At 70.6% G+C, this 16,126-nt stretch carries 16 protein-coding genes and 1 tRNA gene; 6 read left to right on the top strand and 11 right to left on the bottom strand.

What is annotated here, in order from left to right; translation table 11 throughout:
- Together KBZ04_RS05770 and KBZ04_RS05765 are read right to left on the bottom strand one after the other, a co-directional pair.
- Nucleotides 1-804: transglutaminase family protein (locus tag KBZ04_RS05770; RefSeq protein ID WP_254990981.1), on the bottom strand; the 804-nt coding region annotated here is incomplete at its 3' end.
- A 3-nt stretch (nucleotides 805-807) separates the two neighbouring features.
- A complete protein-coding gene (locus KBZ04_RS05765; RefSeq protein WP_254990980.1) occupies nucleotides 808-1,182 on the bottom strand; it encodes a hypothetical protein in 375 nt (124 codons plus the stop codon).
- Nucleotides 1,183-1,400: 218 nt separating this feature from the next.
- Between KBZ04_RS05765 and KBZ04_RS05760 the strand changes: the two genes are divergently transcribed.
- Nucleotides 1,401-1,967 carry a hypothetical protein gene (locus KBZ04_RS05760; RefSeq protein WP_254990979.1) on the top strand — a complete coding sequence of 189 codons (567 nt, stop codon included), beginning with the start codon at nucleotides 1,401-1,403 and terminating at the stop codon, nucleotides 1,965-1,967.
- Entirely contained in the window at nucleotides 1,964-2,854 is an 891-nt protein-coding gene (locus KBZ04_RS05755; protein ID WP_254990982.1) for a hypothetical protein, read from the top strand. The genes KBZ04_RS05760 and KBZ04_RS05755 overlap by 4 nt, the downstream gene beginning before the upstream one ends.
- Before the next feature lie 9 nt (nucleotides 2,855-2,863).
- On the opposite strand, the gene KBZ04_RS05750 is transcribed toward KBZ04_RS05755, so the two are convergent.
- Nucleotides 2,864-3,316, bottom strand: a complete 453-nt coding sequence (locus KBZ04_RS05750; RefSeq protein WP_254990978.1) for a hypothetical protein — start codon at nucleotides 3,314-3,316, stop codon at nucleotides 2,864-2,866.
- A gap of 202 nt (nucleotides 3,317-3,518) precedes the next feature.
- Between KBZ04_RS05750 and KBZ04_RS05745 the strand changes: the two genes are divergently transcribed.
- Nucleotides 3,519-3,698 carry a Nif11-like leader peptide family natural product precursor gene (locus KBZ04_RS05745; RefSeq protein WP_254990977.1) on the top strand — a complete coding sequence of 60 codons (180 nt, stop codon included), beginning with the start codon at nucleotides 3,519-3,521 and terminating at the stop codon, nucleotides 3,696-3,698.
- Here KBZ04_RS05745 and KBZ04_RS05740 read toward each other — a convergent pair.
- Genes KBZ04_RS05740 through KBZ04_RS05730 form a run of 3 tightly spaced genes read right to left on the bottom strand, consistent with a single transcriptional unit; the run spans nucleotide 3,646 to nucleotide 9,044 of the window.
- Nucleotides 3,646-6,471 carry a bifunctional acetate--CoA ligase family protein/GNAT family N-acetyltransferase gene (locus tag KBZ04_RS05740; protein WP_254990976.1) on the bottom strand — a complete coding sequence of 942 codons (2,826 nt, stop codon included), beginning with the start codon at nucleotides 6,469-6,471 and terminating at the stop codon, nucleotides 3,646-3,648. The genes KBZ04_RS05745 and KBZ04_RS05740 overlap by 53 nt on opposite strands.
- Complete coding sequence (locus KBZ04_RS05735; RefSeq protein ID WP_254990975.1) at nucleotides 6,468-6,914, bottom strand: universal stress protein; 447 nt, start codon at nucleotides 6,912-6,914, stop codon at nucleotides 6,468-6,470. Before KBZ04_RS05735 ends, KBZ04_RS05740 begins: the two co-directional genes overlap by 4 nt.
- Before the next feature lie 54 nt (nucleotides 6,915-6,968).
- Complete coding sequence (locus tag KBZ04_RS05730; RefSeq protein WP_254990973.1) at nucleotides 6,969-9,044, bottom strand: cation:proton antiporter; 2,076 nt, start codon at nucleotides 9,042-9,044, stop codon at nucleotides 6,969-6,971.
- Nucleotides 9,045-9,172: 128 nt separating this feature from the next.
- Here KBZ04_RS05730 and KBZ04_RS05725 point away from each other — a divergent pair, with 128 nt between their 5' ends.
- Nucleotides 9,173-10,480, top strand: coding sequence for a Rieske 2Fe-2S domain-containing protein (locus KBZ04_RS05725; RefSeq protein WP_254990972.1), 1,308 nt, complete (start codon nucleotides 9,173-9,175; stop codon nucleotides 10,478-10,480).
- Nucleotides 10,481-10,499: 19 nt separating this feature from the next.
- Here the strand turns inward: KBZ04_RS05725 and KBZ04_RS05720 are convergent, their stop codons facing one another.
- Complete coding sequence (locus KBZ04_RS05720) at nucleotides 10,500-11,150, bottom strand: ParB-like protein (protein WP_254990971.1); 651 nt, start codon at nucleotides 11,148-11,150, stop codon at nucleotides 10,500-10,502.
- An 84-nt stretch (nucleotides 11,151-11,234) separates the two neighbouring features.
- Here KBZ04_RS05720 and KBZ04_RS05715 point away from each other — a divergent pair, with 84 nt between their 5' ends.
- A complete protein-coding gene (locus KBZ04_RS05715) occupies nucleotides 11,235-12,392 on the top strand; it encodes a sirohydrochlorin chelatase (protein ID WP_254990970.1) in 1,158 nt (385 codons plus the stop codon).
- Between the two features lie 390 nt (nucleotides 12,393-12,782).
- Entirely contained in the window at nucleotides 12,783-13,016 is a 234-nt protein-coding gene (locus KBZ04_RS05710) for a DUF2811 domain-containing protein (protein ID WP_254990969.1), read from the top strand.
- A gap of 157 nt (nucleotides 13,017-13,173) precedes the next feature.
- Here the strand turns inward: KBZ04_RS05710 and KBZ04_RS05705 are convergent, their stop codons facing one another.
- From KBZ04_RS05705 to KBZ04_RS05690, 4 genes are all read right to left on the bottom strand, one after another.
- Complete coding sequence (locus KBZ04_RS05705; protein WP_254990968.1) at nucleotides 13,174-14,844, bottom strand: GMC oxidoreductase; 1,671 nt, start codon at nucleotides 14,842-14,844, stop codon at nucleotides 13,174-13,176.
- Nucleotides 14,845-14,867: 23 nt separating this feature from the next.
- On the bottom strand, nucleotides 14,868-15,368 hold the full coding sequence (locus KBZ04_RS05700; RefSeq protein WP_254990967.1) for a hypothetical protein: 501 nt from the start codon (nucleotides 15,366-15,368) through the stop codon (nucleotides 14,868-14,870).
- Between the two features lie 100 nt (nucleotides 15,369-15,468).
- Nucleotides 15,469-15,545: transfer RNA gene (locus tag KBZ04_RS05695), tRNA-Met, on the bottom strand.
- 36 nt (nucleotides 15,546-15,581) lie between these two features.
- Nucleotides 15,582-16,126 (bottom strand): asparaginase (locus KBZ04_RS05690; protein ID WP_254990966.1); only part of this gene is annotated, 545 nt, incomplete at its 5' end.

Here is a 16,126-nt window from a genome sequence, read left to right as displayed (position 1 = left end):
GACGCCGGTGCCGCGGTAGCTGCCGCTGACCGGGGCCGCCAGGTGGTGATCCGGCGCGGCGGCGAGCACCACATGGCCATCGGCCACCGCCAGACCCAGGCTGGGATCGAAGCCTCTCCAGCCCCCCCCGGGCAGGTACACCTCCGCCCAGGCGTGCAGCTCGTGTTCGCTCACCTCGGGGGGGTGGTGCATCGAGTAGCCGCTGACGAAGCGCGCCGCCAGGCCCTGGCTGCGGCAGGCCGCGATGTACAGCACGGCCGTGTCCCGGCAGGCCCCAGTCAGCGTCGCCAGGGTCTCCGCCGCCGAGGTGGGTTCCCCCTCCAGTCGTCCCACATGGTGAAAGCCGTGGTGGATCTCATCGGCCAGGGCGCCGAGGAACGCGGTGGCCGATCCCTCGACCTTGTCGGCGATGGCCTGGGCCCAGGTCCGGACGGCCGGATCGATCTGGCCATGCCGGCAGCCCGCCAGGGAGCAGGCCTCGGCCTCTGGGTAGTCCACCGGCAGGTGCTGGGATTCCCTGTGGGTGATGATCCAGTCGTAGGGATTGCTGCGCAGGGTCTCCAGCAGCATGTCCACCTCGATCGTCAGCTGGTCGCGCTCCTGCTGGAACCAGGCGACCATCGCGTCAGTGCCATCGGGCTCGAGCACGCGGGTGAGGCCAGCGGCGGGATCCACCAGTCGCAGATGGTGCTCCAGGATCCTCTGGCTGCCATCCTGGCGGGGGGTCAGCCGCAGGGTCATGGGCTCCAGGAAAACGGGCCGGTCGTAGCGGTAGCTGAGCCGGTGGTGGATGCGGAAGAACATGTCTCAGCCCAGGGCCTCGCGCAGGGCGTCCTGCAGGTCGTCATCGATGACGTAGGTGTGCAGGGGCTCGCTGTCCAGGTCCTCGACGAGAGGGAAGAAACGCACCGAAAACCAGGCCTCGAAGAGCTCCAGGCTGCGGGGCTGGGGCCAGCGGCTGCGGTCGCGGCACCAGAGTTCCAGCTCGGCGGCGAAGATCTGCCCGTAGCTGTCCAGCAGCCGGTCCTGGGCTTCCAGCTCGCTGTCGTAGGTGGGGATCAGGTAGAGGCTGTGGTCGTCCCCCAGCCCCTCCATGTCCTCCCGGGTCCAGAAGGGCCGGGTCCAGTCCACCATCGGCTGCCGGGGCGCCACCGCGATGGCGCAGCGGTTGAGAACGGCCATCGATGGGCTGTCAGTGGCTGGTTGAACGCTAGCGAGGCCGGCCCTGGGGAGCACGGGGAAAGCCCGGAACGGGAGGCCGTCGCGACCGCCAGGGCCGGTGTCACCGTGGCCTGCCACAGAAAATCTGCACCATTTCGCTGTTGCCAGCCCGGCCAGACCATGGCCACGATGTGCGCATCGCTACGCTCCGCCGGCGACGGCCGCGGTCCTGACCTCCCATGCCTCTGCGCCGGAATCCCCTGCTTCCCAACGGTCAGCCCACGGGCTGGCGGCCCCTGGCCCCGATCCCGGCGGGGGGCACCCTCCTGGCTGGCCTGATGGTCAGCGCTCTGCTGGCCATTCCGCCGGTGGGGGCCGCCCCGCAGGATCCCACCGCCAAAGTGCTGTATCGACTCTCCACCCAGTGCGCGCTTCAGGGCGCGGCCCCAGTGCCCTGCAGCGTGGAAGCGGTGGACAGTGGCGGGGCCACCCTGTACCGCCATCGCATCGGCAACAGCGTGGAAACCGTGCGCATCACTTCTGATCCGGTGACGATGGCGATGTGGGCCCACGACACCCGCAGCTGGCGCCCCCTGCGCGGCGCCTCGGCCCGCTTCTCCACCAACACGGTCTGCTTCAACGGCAAGGACCTGTGCGTGGTCAACCCCAACTATCTCAACAGTGTCCGGGAGGATCGCGCCAACACCCGCCTCCAGGGCCGGGATCTGGTCATGGTGCATTTCGGCGCCGACGGCCGTGTGGACGCCAGCTGCTACGACGACGCCTGCGCCCTGCTGCTGAAATGAAATACCTGAGCGGACTCACCCTGTTGATGGTCGGTGTGATCGCCTCCCCGGTCGGGGCGGCTCTGGCCGTTGATGCTTCCATGGCCACCCAGGCACCCATGCTCATCTCCCGGGGCGGGGGTGGTGGTGGCCGGATGGGTGGCGGTGGCGGCGGCGCCAGGGTTGGTGGCGGTGGACTCGGCCGTGCCGGCGGCGGCGGATCGCTGGGTCGCACCGGCTTCCAGGGATCCGGCGGAGCCGGCGGCCTCAACCGGGGTGTCAGCCGGCCCGCCGGTGGCTGGAGCAGCGGAGTCGCCGGTGGGCTTGGGGGTCCATCGATCAACCGCCCTGTGGCGCGCCCCGGCGGGGTGGTCGGCAACCCGGGCCTGAACAGAGCCGTCGGTACCGGGTCGCTCAACCGCAACGTCAACCGGAACATCAACCGGAACGTCAACGTCAACCGCAACTGGAATCGCGCTGTCAACGTCAACGCCATCGGCGTCCGGCCGGGCTGGGCCCGTCCGGGCTGGGGGGTCGCCCGACCCTGGAACCATGGCTGGTACGGCGGCTGGGCCACCCCGTCCTGGGGATGGTGGGGGGCCAGCGCCGCCGCCTGGGGGGTGGGCACCCTGGCGACGGCCGCCATCATCAACAGTGCCGTGGATGCGGCGGTGGCCAGCAGCCAGACCGTGATCGTGGTGCCCAACACCCAGTACGAGTTGCTGTTCGGCACGGTCCAGCCGACCGGCACGGCCACGGTGGCCTTTGATGTCAGTGCCAATGGCAGCGTGTATCAGCTCTCGGCCGACTGTCAGTCGGGCTTGCTGAACGGCCAGGTGCCGGGCAATGCCCAGGAAGCGGAGCTCCTCAATGCCGCCTGTCAGGTGGCCTTCGGCACCGCTTCCTGAGCCAGGGGCTCACCAGGGCAGGGGAGCCCGCTGGGCGCCGATGCTGCAGCCCATCTGCTGACCCAGCAGGGCCCCGAGCGGCACGGCCCAGGTGCGGCCGTCCTGGCGGGAGGCGGCGTAGCCCAGGCCACCGCCGATGATGCCGCCCACCAGCCGGCCGACGTTGCAGCGCTGGGCCGTCTGGGCCTGGAGGTAGTCAGGGGCCACCGGTACGTTGGCCCGGTAGCGATCGACGTCGTAGTCGGCCCGGTAGCCGCCGCCGTAGCCATCCCCATAGGACGAGGGGCTGGGCAGGGTCTGCACGGGGTAGGGAACACGGCGGCTGTCGACCTGACGGGGGACACCGGCCTGGCCCCAGGGACCGGCCAAGGCCTGAAGGGGGGCGGCCAGCAGGGCCAGGGCGCCGGTGGTGCCCAGCAGGCCCGCGAGGCGGCGGGACCCCAGACGAAGAATGGTGTTCATGGTGGTTCGCGTTGTGAGGAGCGACCCCTGAGGTGGGGGTGACATCAATCAAGCGAAGTCATGTGACCGATCCGTGAACGGGTCCCCGGTGATGTCCGACAGGATGCGACTGGCGGCCTGCAGCCCTCTGCATCGCTTGTTGTCGACCCCTGGTCAGATCGGCCGGCCCTTGCCAGCGTGAACCAGAGGGCGGGAGGACCCGATGAGCTGGAGCGAACTGGAGCGCCTCGTTGAGGAGGCCGAGACGGATGAGGTGATCCGCCGCGGTCTGCGCCATTGCCGCTCCCGCGCGGAGCTGGTTCTGGCCGCCCGCCGGCTGGGGTTCCGCGTTACCCGGGTGGATCTGCAGCGGGCCTGGCAGCTCCAGCATCGAGCAGGCTGATCTCGGCATGCACGCACTCGGCGGTGGGCCGGAGCCGGAAGCCCAGCTTCTGACACACGTGCTGCATGCCCCTGTTCTCGTGCAGGATCTCGGCACAGATACGCTCGAGCCCCTCGGTGCGGCCGATCGTGATCAGCAGCCCCAGCAGGGCGGTGCCCAATCCCTGCCGCTGCCAGGGATCGGCGATCAGCATGGCGAACTCGGCGGCGTTGTCGTCGTGGATCCTGCTGAGCCGGCCCACCCCCAGCACCTCGGCAGGGGCGCCGTTCTGCCCCGACCGCTCCACCACCAGGGCCATCTCCCTGTCGTAGTCGGTGAAGCAGATCCGGGTCAGCCGTTCATGGGCGATGCGGTGGCCCAGGGTCATCAGATGGAAGTAGCGGAAGTAGACGCTCTGCTCCGACAGGGTGCGGTGGAAGGTCACCAGCAGGGGTTCGTCCTCCGGTCGGATCGGCCGCAGCGTCACCGGTGATCCGTCGGGCAGGTGCCAGGGGCGCACGTACTCGCTCGGGTAGGGCCGGATCGCCGGTCTGGGGGTGAAACAGGTGGCCCCGGAGGACGACTGCAGCAGCACCCGGGCATCCAGGGCCACCAGCGACCCCTTGCCGATCCCAGGGGCCACCCGCAGGGGGTTGATGTCGAGTTCGAGGATCGCCGGGTGCTCCAGCACCAGCCGGCTGAGGCGCACCAGCAGCCGCTCCAGTGCCGCCAGATCCACCGGTGGCCGGCCCCGCACCCCCTGCAGGGCCGCATGGATGCGGGTGCGTTCCATCAGCCGCCGGGCCAGGGTGGTGTTCAGTGGCGGCAGGGCCACGGCGCTGTCACGGAACACCTCCACCAGCAGCCCCCCGGTGCCGAACAGGATCACAGGGCCGAACTGGGGGTCGATGCTGCTGCCGACGATCAGCTCGTAGGCACCGGTCAGCTCCAGCATCGGCTGCACGGTCACCCCGCCGAAGGCGCTCGCCCCGTGCAGCGCCACGATCGCCTCCTGCATGGTGCGGAAGGCCTGGGCCACGGCGGCGCCGTCCCGCAGGTTCAGTTGCACACCACCGACATCGCTCTTGTGGGTGAGCTCGGCGGACAGCAGCTTGACCACCACCGGGTAGCCCATGGCGTCGGCGGCGGCGCTGGCCGCCTCGGCACTGGTGGCCATGTGGGTGGGGACCGTGGGGATGCCGTAGGCCTCCAGCACCTGCTTGGCCTCCCATTCATTGAGCAGGGTGCGCCCCTCGGCCAGCACCCCTTCCAGCAGCGCCTCCACCCGCTCGCGATCGGCGTGGGGCTCAGGGTCGCCCGTCGCCTCGGTCTCGGGCACCAGGGCCGGGGTTTCGTAGAGGGCGCGCAGGTTGTCGCTGTAATGCCACAGGAGATCGAACAGCTGCACTGCTGCGTCCGGGTAGCGGTAGGTGGCGATGCCGGCGTCATTCAGCAGGCGCTCCCCCGCCTCCACGTCCTGGCCGCCCATCCAGCTGGCCAGCAGCGGCTTGGTGGTGGTCGCCGCCAGGGCCACCAGCCGCTCGGCGGTACTGGTGGGGTCGGTCATGGCCTGGGGGGTGAGCACCACCAGCAGGCCATCGCTGTCGGGGTTGGCCAGGGCCAGGCGGATGGCCCGCTCGTAGCGGTCCGGATCCGCGTCCCCCAGGATGTCGATGGGGTTGGACCGACTCCAGTGCTGCGGCAGCACGGCATCGAGGTCCTTCAGGGTGGCCGCCGGCAGGGTGGCCAGCTGGCCGCCGTGGCGCACCAGGGCATCGGTGGCGATCACCCCCGGCCCCCCGGCGTTGGTGAGGATCGTCAGCCGCGGCCCCAGGGGCCGGCGGCGTTGCTTGGCCAGCACTTCGGCCAGGTCGAACAGGTCGGTGATGCTGTCCACCCGCAGCACGCCGCAGCGCCGGAAGGCCGCATCCAGGACGGCGTCGCTGCCGGCGAGGGCCCCGGTGTGGGAGGCCGCCGCCTGGGCCGCCTCGGCGGTGCGGCCGGCCTTGATCACCACGATCGGCTTGGTGAGGGCCACCTCCCGCGCCGCCGAGAGGAACGAGCGGGGATCCCCGATCGATTCCATGTACATGACGATGCTGTGGGTCTCCGGGTCGTCCCCCAGGTAGGTGATCAGATCCCCCCAGTCCACATCGAGCATTGAGCCCATCGAGACGAAGGCGCTGAAGCCCACGTTCTCCTGCAGGCTCCAGTCGAGGACCGCGGTGCAGATGGCCCCCGACTGGCTCAGGAAGCCCACGTGGCCAGGGCGGGCCATGGCGCCGGCGAAGGTGGCGTTGAGGCCGGTGCGGGGATTCATCAGCCCCAGACAGTTGGGTCCCACCAGCCGCATGCCGGTGCGGCGCAGACCATCCCGGATGCGGGCCTCCAGGGCGATGCCGGCGGCGCCGATCTCCCGGAAGCCCGCCGACAGCACGATCACGCCCTTGACCCCGGCCGCCGCGCACGCCTCGATCAGGGCCGGAACCGTGGCGGCGGGGGTGGCGATCACGGCCAGGTCCACCGGCTCGGGCACCTCCGCAATCGTGGCGTGGGCGCGGATCCCCAGCACGCTCGGGCGCTTGGGGTTGATGGGGTAGACCGTGCCGCCGAAGGGGTGGCTGATCAGGTTCCAGAGCACGCCACGCCCGACGCTGCCCGGCCGGTCCGAGGCCCCGATCACGGCCACGCTGCGAGGGGTGAACAGGGCCGCCAGCGGCTGGTGCTGGGAGCGCAGGATGTCGTAGGTCCGATCCGTGGCGCCGTCGCCCCCGCCGTTGGGGATGGACCTCATCGGATCACCAGCACCGGACAGGGGGACTGGACCAGCACCCGCTGGGTTTCGCTGCCGATCAGCATCCCCACCAGGCCGCGACGGCCGTGGGAGGCCATCAGGATCAGGTCGCAGCCCAGCCGGGTGGCGGCCTCGACGATGGCCTGGTGGGGCAGGTCGCTCAGCACCCGCTCGGCCGTGGCATTGATGCCGGCCTCTTTGGCCACCGCCAGGGACTCCTCCAGGATCCGGTCCCCATCCTTGCGGCTGGCGCTCATCAGGGCTTCCATCGTGGTGGCATCGAGCATCTCGCCGAGCCCCACCACCTGCACCGGCACGCTGGCCTGGGCATGGAAGAAGGTGATGCGGGCCCCGAGGGCGGAGGCCAGGGCCACGGCTTGGCGCACAGCCTCCATCGAGAGGTCGGAACCGTCGCTGGGTACCAGGAGATGGCTGTAGGACATGGGAGCGGCAGGTCTCCCCTCTGTCTAGTCAAGGCCCTGGATCCGTGCAGGGGATCAGTGGAGTGGATCGCTGATCACCAGAGCCGAGCAGCGCAGGCGCCGCAGCAGGCCGGTGGCCTGGTCGCTGGCGGGAATCGGTACGCCCTCCACCAGGCGCCTCAGGGAGCGCAGGATCACCAGATCATGGCTCTCGCTGCCGCGCTCGATCGCCTCGGCCACGTTCTGGTGGGCCAGGAGCTCCACCGTGACCGGCACGCCGTCCCCGGACCTGGAGGGAACCCAGCCCTGGAGCTGGCGGGCCAGCTGCTCCCGTTCCGCCTGGGGCAGCCAGGGCTCGTGGATGTGCAGCAGGGTGATGGCGCCGCCGTCACCGGGTGGGCAGGCGCTGAGCAACCGTTCCGCCAGCTGGTACTGCTCCAGGGCGCCGGCGGAGAGGTCCTTCACCGGCACGAGCAGCCGGCGGAAGCTGGCCGGGTTGTCCCGCAGTCGGGCCATCACCACCGGGCAGTGGGCCTGACGGCAGATGGCGGCCACCAGATCGCCGAACAGCCAGCGCCCCAGCCTGGGGGCCGCTGCCACGCCGACCAGCACCAGGTCGGCCCCCTGCTCGAGGGCCGTGCGGGCGATACCTCCGGGGATGTCGTTGTCGACCCGCAGCAGGGAGCGGCTGGGCACCCCCGCCGCCGCGGTGAAGGCATCGGCCCGCTCCAGCAGCTGGCGCCCCTCGGCCAGGGCCCGGTGCACGACCGGCTGGGAGCCGCGGCCCGCCTCGGCCATGCGCGGCGACACCACCGCCAGGGGCAGCACCGAACCCTGGCGGCCCGCTTCGCCGTCGATCAGGCGCCCGGCGAGCGCCAGCAGGGGTTCCTCACTGCGGGCCTCGCTGATCGGCACCAGCACCCGCAGGGCCCGTCGCACCAGGGCCAGCTGGCCGCTCTCCTGCAGGCTCAGATCCCTGGCCAGGCGGCTGGCCATGCGGGTCATCGCCACCGAGGTGAGGATCGGCCCCAGGGTGGCGGTCACCACCATCAGGGCCAGGACGCTGTTGAGCATCCGCTCATCCAGCAGGCCCTGGCGGAAGCCCACATAGGTGGCCGCCAGGGTGGCGGCCACCTGGGGCAGCGACAGGGACCAGAGGGTGAGCATCTGGGGGCCGTCGTAGCGGTACAGCAGACCCGACCACCAGGAGGCCAGCCCCTTGCTGGTGATCAGGGTCAGGATCAGGGCGATGGCGAAGACCGAGCCCGTCATCGTGCTCAGGAACACCGGCACATCCAGCAGCAGCCCCAGATCGATGAAGAACAGCGGGATGAACAGACTCGCCCCCACCACCACCACCTGTTCCTTGACCCGGCCCTCCGGCAAAACGCCGTTCACGGCCAGGCCGGCCAGGAAGGCGCCGACGATCTTCTCCACACCGGCCAGCTCCGCCCCCACCGCCGCCAGGAACAGGGCCAGCAGCACCGCCACGAACAGGCGGCTGTCGCCGTCGACGCTGCGGCGGATCAGCCCCCGGCCGAGCCAGCGGATCAGCAGCAGCACAGCGGCGGCATAGACGGCCACTTTGAGCAGCAGGGCGACCACCCCCACGCCGCTCAGCTGGCCCTTGCCGAGGCTGACGCAGAGGGCCAGCACCACCAGGGCAGCGATGTCAGTGAAGATCGTGCCGCCGATCGCCACCGTGACGCATTCTTCCCGCATGGCGCCGAAGCTGCGCACGATCGGGTAGCCCAGGGGGGTGTGGGAGGCCAGGATCGACCCGATCAGGACCGCGCTCACGAGCGGGTAGCCGTAGGCGAATCCCAGCACCGTGCCCGCCAGCATCGGCAAGGTGAAGGTGAGCAGGCCGAAGCGGAAGGAGCGGGCCCGGATCCGCTGGAACTCCCCCAGGTCGATTTCCAGACCGGCGATGAACAGCAGATAGATCACCCCCACGTCCGAGAGCAGGCGCACGGTCTCGTTGCTGGAGACGAGCCAGGCGAGTCCATGGGGACCGATCGCCACCCCGGCCACCAGCAGTCCGACCAGATCCGGCAGCCGCAACGGTCGCACCAGGGGGGGCACCACCACGCTCAGCACCAGCAGCAGGGCGAAGATCGCCAGGGGATTGCCGGCCAGGAAGGTGCCCACGGGGATGGAAAGGGATGGCAGGGGTGTCCTCCAGGCCGTCCTAGGAGCGCCGCCGCGGGCGGTCGCCCTCCCCGCGTTGTCTTGTAACGGGCGCGCACCCGCCGGCGTCCCCCAGCAGAATCATCGGCATGACGCGTACCGCCTGGAGCCAGCACTGGTATCCGGTGGCCTATCTGCGGGACCTCGACCGCACCCGGCCCACCGCCTTCACCCTGCTGGAGGAGGACCTGGTGCTCTGGTGGGATGGCGCCGGCCCGGTCTGGCGCGCCTTCGCCGATGTCTGTCCCCACCGCCTGGTGCCCCTCAGCCAAGGCCGCCTCAATGGCGCCGGCCAGCTGGAGTGCCCGTACCACGGCTGGACCTTCGCCGGCGATGGCCACTGCACCGCCATCCCCCAGGCCGAGGCGGGGGCGACCCCCAGCGCCGTCCGCTCCAGCTGTCGGGCCTACGCCACCGCCGAGGCCCAGGGTCTGCTGTTCGTGTTCGCCGGAGAGGCGGACGGGTCCGCCGCGGTGCCCCTGCCCCTGGTGCCGGTACTGGAGGAGCCGGGCTGGTTCGTGCAGGACACCTTCCGGGATCTGCCCATGGATGCCCTCACCCTGCTGGAGAACGTGCTCGATGTGAGCCATGTGCCCTTCACCCACCACCGCACCGTGGGCAAGCGGGAGAACGCCGCCCCGGTGGCCGCGACGATCACCAGCTCAGGCCCGGAGGGCTTCACGGCCCTGTGGCAGGAAGGGCCCCGCAAGGGAACGCTCGGCAGCCAGTCCACCACCTTCGCCGCCCCCGGCCTGATGTGGCATGAGCTCACGGCGCCGGGCTTCGCCCGGATTCTCACGGTGGTCTACGCGACGCCGATCCGCCGGGGCGAATGCCGCCTGTTCGCCCGTTTCCCTTTCCAGTTCGAGTCCCGCCTGCCGCCCCTGCTGCTGGGCCTCCGGCCCCGGTGGCTGCAGCACATCGCCAACCACACCGTGCTGGAGGACGACCAGGTGTTCCTGCACTGGCAGGAGCGGGTGCTGGAGCAGCGTGGGCGCAGCGGCGGGGCCGAGCGGGCGTTCTTCCTGGCCACGGGCGCCGATGTCTATGTCAAGGCCCTGCACGACTGGGTCAATGACCACGACGGCGACCCCTTCCCCGGCCAGCCCCTGCCCCCCCGCCTCGACCAGACGGCGCTGATGGACCGCTGGCACAGCCACGGGCAGCACTGCTCCGCCTGCCGTGGCGCCCGGCGCGGCCTGCGGCGCTGGCGGCCCCTGTTGCAGGCCATTCCCTGGTTGGCCCTGCTGGCGGTCGCCTGGTGGCAGACCCCCCAGGTTCTGGTGGTGGGGCTGCTGCTGGCCGGTGCCGCGTTGCTGCTGGCCCAGTGGTTCGATCGCTGGGAACGGCTGCTGCTGGTGGGGGATGGTGCCCCGCCCCGCAACCGGCCCGACTGAGCCGCCTGCAGAGGCGGTCTCAGCCCTTCCAGCCGGCCAGGTGGGAGGCGGAAGCGGAGCGCACCAGGGAACGGGCGGCGGCCAGGGCCGGCGCCAGGTTGCTGGAGCTGAAGGGGGGCAGGGGGCGGCTGCGCAGCCAGGCTCCCCAGCGGAACTCGTGGAAGGGGATCAGGGGCGCCGGATCGATCATGCCCTCCTTCTTGAGGCGCCACACCAGGGAGCGGTAGGGATCGTCCTGGAGATCCGGCAGCCGCTGCGGCAGGGCCGCCGGTGCCAGGGGGCCATGGCCGCGGCCGTCATAGAGGTACAGCCAGCCGCGCTCCTGCAGCTCGGCCAGCACCGCCTCGGGGGGGGACCCCGGCAGATCGAGGACCAGGTAGCCATAGGCCTGGGCGGATGGATCGATCTCGATCAGCCCCCGCAGGCGATGGTGGCGGTCGACCATCCAGAACTCCCCGGCCCCACCGAGTACCAGGGGCACCGGTTTGCCGCGCAGATAGCGCAGCCGCTGCTCGGCCGTTTCCTGCGAAAAGTCCTGCTGGCGACTGCGCACCTCCGCCAGGCCCACGCACATCTGGGTGGGCTGGAGGTCGGCGATGGCGACGCTGAACAGTTCCGCCCTGGGTCCCGGTGGGGGCAGGGGCCGGTAGGGGGGCAGATGCAGGCTCATGGGTGCCGGTGGCTGAGCCCCATCCTGGCGGCATCCCGGCTGGTCCCAGCCGCGGGAATAGGGTCGATCCACGCGCAGACGTCCATGACCACCGCCCCTGACCGAGACGGCGCCCTGGCCGGACCCCACGGCCCGATCGGTGTGCTCGTCTGCGGCCACGGCAGTCGCAACCGTCTGGCGGTGGCCGAGTTCGCCTCCCTGGCCCACCAGCTGCAGCACCACCTCGATCCCGTGCCCGTCGACCACGGCTACCTGGAGTTCGCCCGGCCGATCCTGCGCGACGGCCTGGACGCCCTGCGCCAGCGGGGCGTGCGCCATGTGCTGGCGGTGCCGGCGATGCTGTTCGCCGCCGGCCATGCCAAGAACGACATCCCCTCGGTGCTCAACACCTACGCCGCCGAGACGGGGCTGCGCATCGACTACGGCCGGGAGCTGGGGGTGGATCTCAAGATGATCCAGGCCGCCGCTGCCCGGATCCGCGCCAGCCTCGAGGCCGCCGATGCCGCCGCCGTCGCCGCTGGCCGCAGCCCCGTGCCGCTGCACGAGACGCTGCTGGCGGTGGTGGGGCGGGGCTCCTCCGATCCGGATGCCAACTCCAACGTCGCCAAGGTGACCCGGATGCTGGTGGAGGGCTTCGGCTTCGGCTGGGGGGAGACGCTCTATTCCGGCGTCACCTTCCCCCTGGTGGAACCGGGCCTGCGCCAGGCGGTCAAGCTCGGCCACCGGCGCATCGTCGTCTTCCCGTATTTCCTCTTTTCCGGGGTGCTGGTGAGCCGAATCCGGCAGCACAGCGAGCGGGTTGCCGCCGACCATCCAGAACTGGAGATGGTCCAGGCCGGGTACCTCGGCGACCATCCCCTGGTGCTGGACACCTTCCGCGAGCGGGTCGCCGAGGTGCTGGGGGGGGAGGCCAACATGAACTGCTCCCTGTGCAAGTACCGGGCCCAGGTGCTGGGCTTCGAGCGGGAAGTGGGGGCGCCCCAGCACAGCCACCACCACCATGTGGAGGGGCTGGTGGAGAGCTGCACCCTCTGCGAGCGGGAGTGCACGGGAGCCTGCCAGCCAGATGGGGTGCCCCTGCCGCTGGGCGGCTCTGCGGCTGGCCACGACCACGACCATGACCACGACCACGGCCACGGCCACGGCCATGGGCACAGTCAGGGGGGGCACCACCACCATCCGATCTATCCCCACGCCGACCACCCCCTGGGCCCCCTCACCCTGCGGCGCCCTGCCGACTGAGCCTGCGCGTCAGGGTCTGCTGGCCTCGCCGGTCTCATCCAGTGCTGAGTCCAGAGAGACTCTTATCTGATCAATGTTTCCGATCAATCGGGGCTTTCCCCCACATGGAGGCCGTTTTCCCCCGATTCAAGGGTCTTTTTCCACAGATGGCCCCCTCTCGGCTGCGCTGGGACACGGGGGCTGGGGAAAGTGAATGATTGCTCGGATCAGCCTTGACAGGGCTCGCCAGCGGCCATCGGCTGCAGGCGTGTTGTGGGACACACCGGCCCCGGCCCAGCCGGGGCAACGAGTCTCACCACCCCAGGCCGATGCTGGCTTCCGTGAAGACGGTTTTGACGCTGGGCCTCCCCTGTGGCGTACTTAGGACGACCCCAGCCGACCCGCACCAGCATGGCCATGGATCCAGAGTGCCCGGGGTGCCTCGACGACGCGGCAAGCGTCAGCCTGGAAGCGGAGGTGCCGGAGGTGCTCTACGAAGGCATGCGGGATTTCATCAAGACCCATCCGCACTGGGATCAGTACAGCGTCATCACCTCAGCCCTGGCTGGATTCCTGTTCCAGAACGGTTGCCAGGAGCCCGTCGTTTCCCAGCACTACCTCGACGGTCTCTTCCAGAAGCCCTGAGACAAAAAAAAAGCGAGGGTGCCAACCCCCGCTGATGGTTTTCTCCCTTGCCCGACCCTTTGGAGGTCGCCCCGCCATTGTGCGCAGGCTTCGCTGGGAAGACTGTGGTGATCGACACCACCTTCCCCCTCGTGTGACGGCTCCCTGACCGGCGCGGTCAGCCTCGCCGCATCCGCTCCGCGGCGGCGGCGCAGGCGCGCCAGGTGATCGCCATTTCGGTGAGGGTGGGGCTCTGCCAGCCGGCGCTGGGCCAGCAGGAGCCATCGGTCACCAGCACGTTGGGGGCACCCCAGCAGCGGTTCCAGGCATCGACGACGCCCGCCTCCGGGGTGCCTGCCATGCGGGCCCCGCCCAGTTCATGGATGTAGTACCCGGGTGGCGGCGCCTCGGGCCGCACCGCCAGGCTGCTGCGGATCATGGGCTCCAGCAACGGCAGCACGAACAGCTCTTCGATGGGTCGGATGCGGCCCCCTGCCGAGGCCACGACGGCCTCCATGCGCCCCTGCATGTGGGCCACCATCGCCTGCTCATTGCGCCCCCAACGGCAGTCGATGTGGGGGATGGGCAGGTCCCAGGCATCGGTGCGGTCGCCATCGAGGCTCACCCGGTTCTCCGCCCGGGCCAGCACCTCCCCAGGGCCGATCAGGAAGCCCACCGCCTCCCCGGGCCGGCGCCTGAGCAGGGCGGGGGGATCGAAGCGCTGCAGGGCCGCCCAGATCCCGTAGCCGCGCAGAAAGTCCTCCTGGCTGCGCTCGTCCAGATTGACCGTGTTGGGGATGAAGCAACTGCCGGCACCCGAGAGCTCGGCGGGTTCGGCCGGCGCGGCGATTGACGGGATCGAGAAGAACCGGCTGGTGGAGATGTGGTCCATCAGGAAGCGGCCCAGGCTGCCGGAGGGATCGCGGAGGCCGCCGCTGCGGGTGGCCTCGCTCGAATGCAGCAGCAGTCGCACGGTTTCGATCGTCGAGGCGCAGAGCACGATCAGGGGGGCGGGGACGCGCTCCCGCCGGCCGCTCGTCGCCTCCACCAGCACCACCGCCTCGGCGCGAGCACCCCCGGCCGCCATCTCCAGATGGCTCACCACCGCCCCGCTGCGCAGCTGCACCCGGCCGGTGGCCAGGGCCCGGGCCAGGCTGCGGCCCTGGGCGCTGGAGGGCGGCCAGGGGGCCGCCGGGGTGGGCGTGTGCAGGCGGAAGCCGCGGGAATGGATCAGGGGCAGGCCCAGATCTCTGGCGATCGCCCCCTGCAGGTGTCGCTCCCCCGGCGTGAACGGCAGCGGCGGCAGGAACTGACCGTCCGGCAGCTGGGCAAGACCATCCCGCTGGCCGTGGACCCCCAGCAGGGTTTCCAGGCGGTCGTAGAAGGGCGCCAGCTCGACGGTTCCGATCGGCCAGGCCGGGCCGTGGCCATCCCGCCGCGCCGCCTGGAACTCCGCCTCCGACAGGCGCAGGGTGATGCCACCCCAGGTGAGGCTCTTGCCACCCACCTGGCGGCCCCGGGTCCACAGGAACGGGGCGTCCGGCGGCGTGCTGTAGGGGTTCTGCCGCTCGTCGACGAACAGCTCGGGGTTGTGTTTCCAGAACCCGGGATGGTGACGCTGCAGGCGTTGGCGGCCGCTGCTGAGGTGGGCGAGACGGCGCAGGCTGTTGAGTGGCTCGCTGCCCAGGGCCCGCCGGGCGGGGAGCTCCGGCCCCGCCTCCAGCACCAGCACCCGCAGCCCTGCTTCCGCCAGCACCATGGCGGCCACCGATCCGTTGGCCCCCGCCCCCACCACCACAGCGTCCCAGGGGGTCTCGCTGCTGGGAGCTGGGGATCGGGCGGCGGACATCGGCAGGCGAACCGGTCCCGGCATCATGCAGGAGCGACGGCTCGCCGCGGCAGGCCACAGCGACGACGCAGGGCCTCGATCAGACGGGGCACGGCATCGGGCTGACCCTGGAGATAAAAGGCTTCCTGTTCGGCCAACCGATGGTGGTGGTAACGGGTGGTGAGGATGCCACCGATCTCCTGGCGCACCACCGGCGGCATCGGCGGCAGACGCCAGCCGATCGGGGTCACCTTGCCGGTCGGGCAGCTCTGGACCGCATGCACCGCCTCGTGGAGGAAGGTCTGACGGGCGATGCCCAGTTCGAAACTGATCGGGGCGATCCAGATCCTGCGCGAACCGGCCTCAAACAGTCCGTAGGCCCCCCGCAGCGGCGGTGCGCTGATCTGGAGCCTGAAGCCGAACCGCTGCAGCTCCCGAACCAGGGGCTGCAGGTCGGCTGGCAGGGCGCCCAGGGGTTTCGGTGCCAGGGGGGACTCCGCCGCCTGAACAGGGATCGCATCCGGCTGGGGAGGAAGGGCCGGCAACATGACCTGGGTCGGGGGGGTCTCGGGGCCATAAAACAGCAACCCCCCAGCCGGTGGCTGGAGGGTTGCTGGATGAAAACCCTTGGCTGGGCTTCGGAGTTGGTGGCGGGGAGGAGATTTGAACTCCTGACCTTCGGGTTATGAGCCCGACGAGCTACCAGACTGCTCTACCCCGCGTTGCACCTGGTAATTGTATCAGCCGATGCCCCCGCCTCAGGGGCGGGCGCCGTCGAAACGGAGCTCGCCGATCACCTCCAGGCGCAGGTGGTCGGCGGGGACCAGGTAGCGCTGGCGCAGGTCCACCAGGGTGGTGGGGGTGAGCCATTCCAGCTGTTCCAGCAGGTGCAGGGCCACGGCCTGCTTGGCGCGCCTCGCCCCGTCATCGACCTTGATGGCCACCCCCATACCTTCGCCCACCCGGCTCAGGCACTGGATGCCCTCGGCCCCGCCTTTGCTGAGCACCTGGCCGTGGCCCAGGCGCATCACTTCGGTGTCGAACGCCCCTTCGCCGGCGATCAGCTCCGGGTGGGCGAGCATCGCCCGGCTGAGCCGCTCCAGGTCGGCCTGCTCACCGCCACCGAGGTGGGCGAACAACAGCGCCATCTGGGCCAGCTGCAACTGCAGGGTGGGGGCGCCGCAGTCGTCCCGGGCGCTGATCAGCTCGGCCCCCGGCAGCCCCAGCAGTTCCCCGACCCGCTTGACCACCGCCTGCTGCAGGGGATGGTCGCTCTGCAGGTAGCTCTCGAGGGGCCAGTGCA

Source organism: Cyanobium sp. N5-Cardenillas (genome assembly GCF_024345515.1).
GTDB lineage: Bacteria > Cyanobacteriota > Cyanobacteriia > PCC-6307 > Cyanobiaceae > Cyanobium.
The sequence above is the reverse complement of the archived record's forward strand: the minus strand, read 5'-3'. Positions and strand labels throughout refer to the sequence as shown.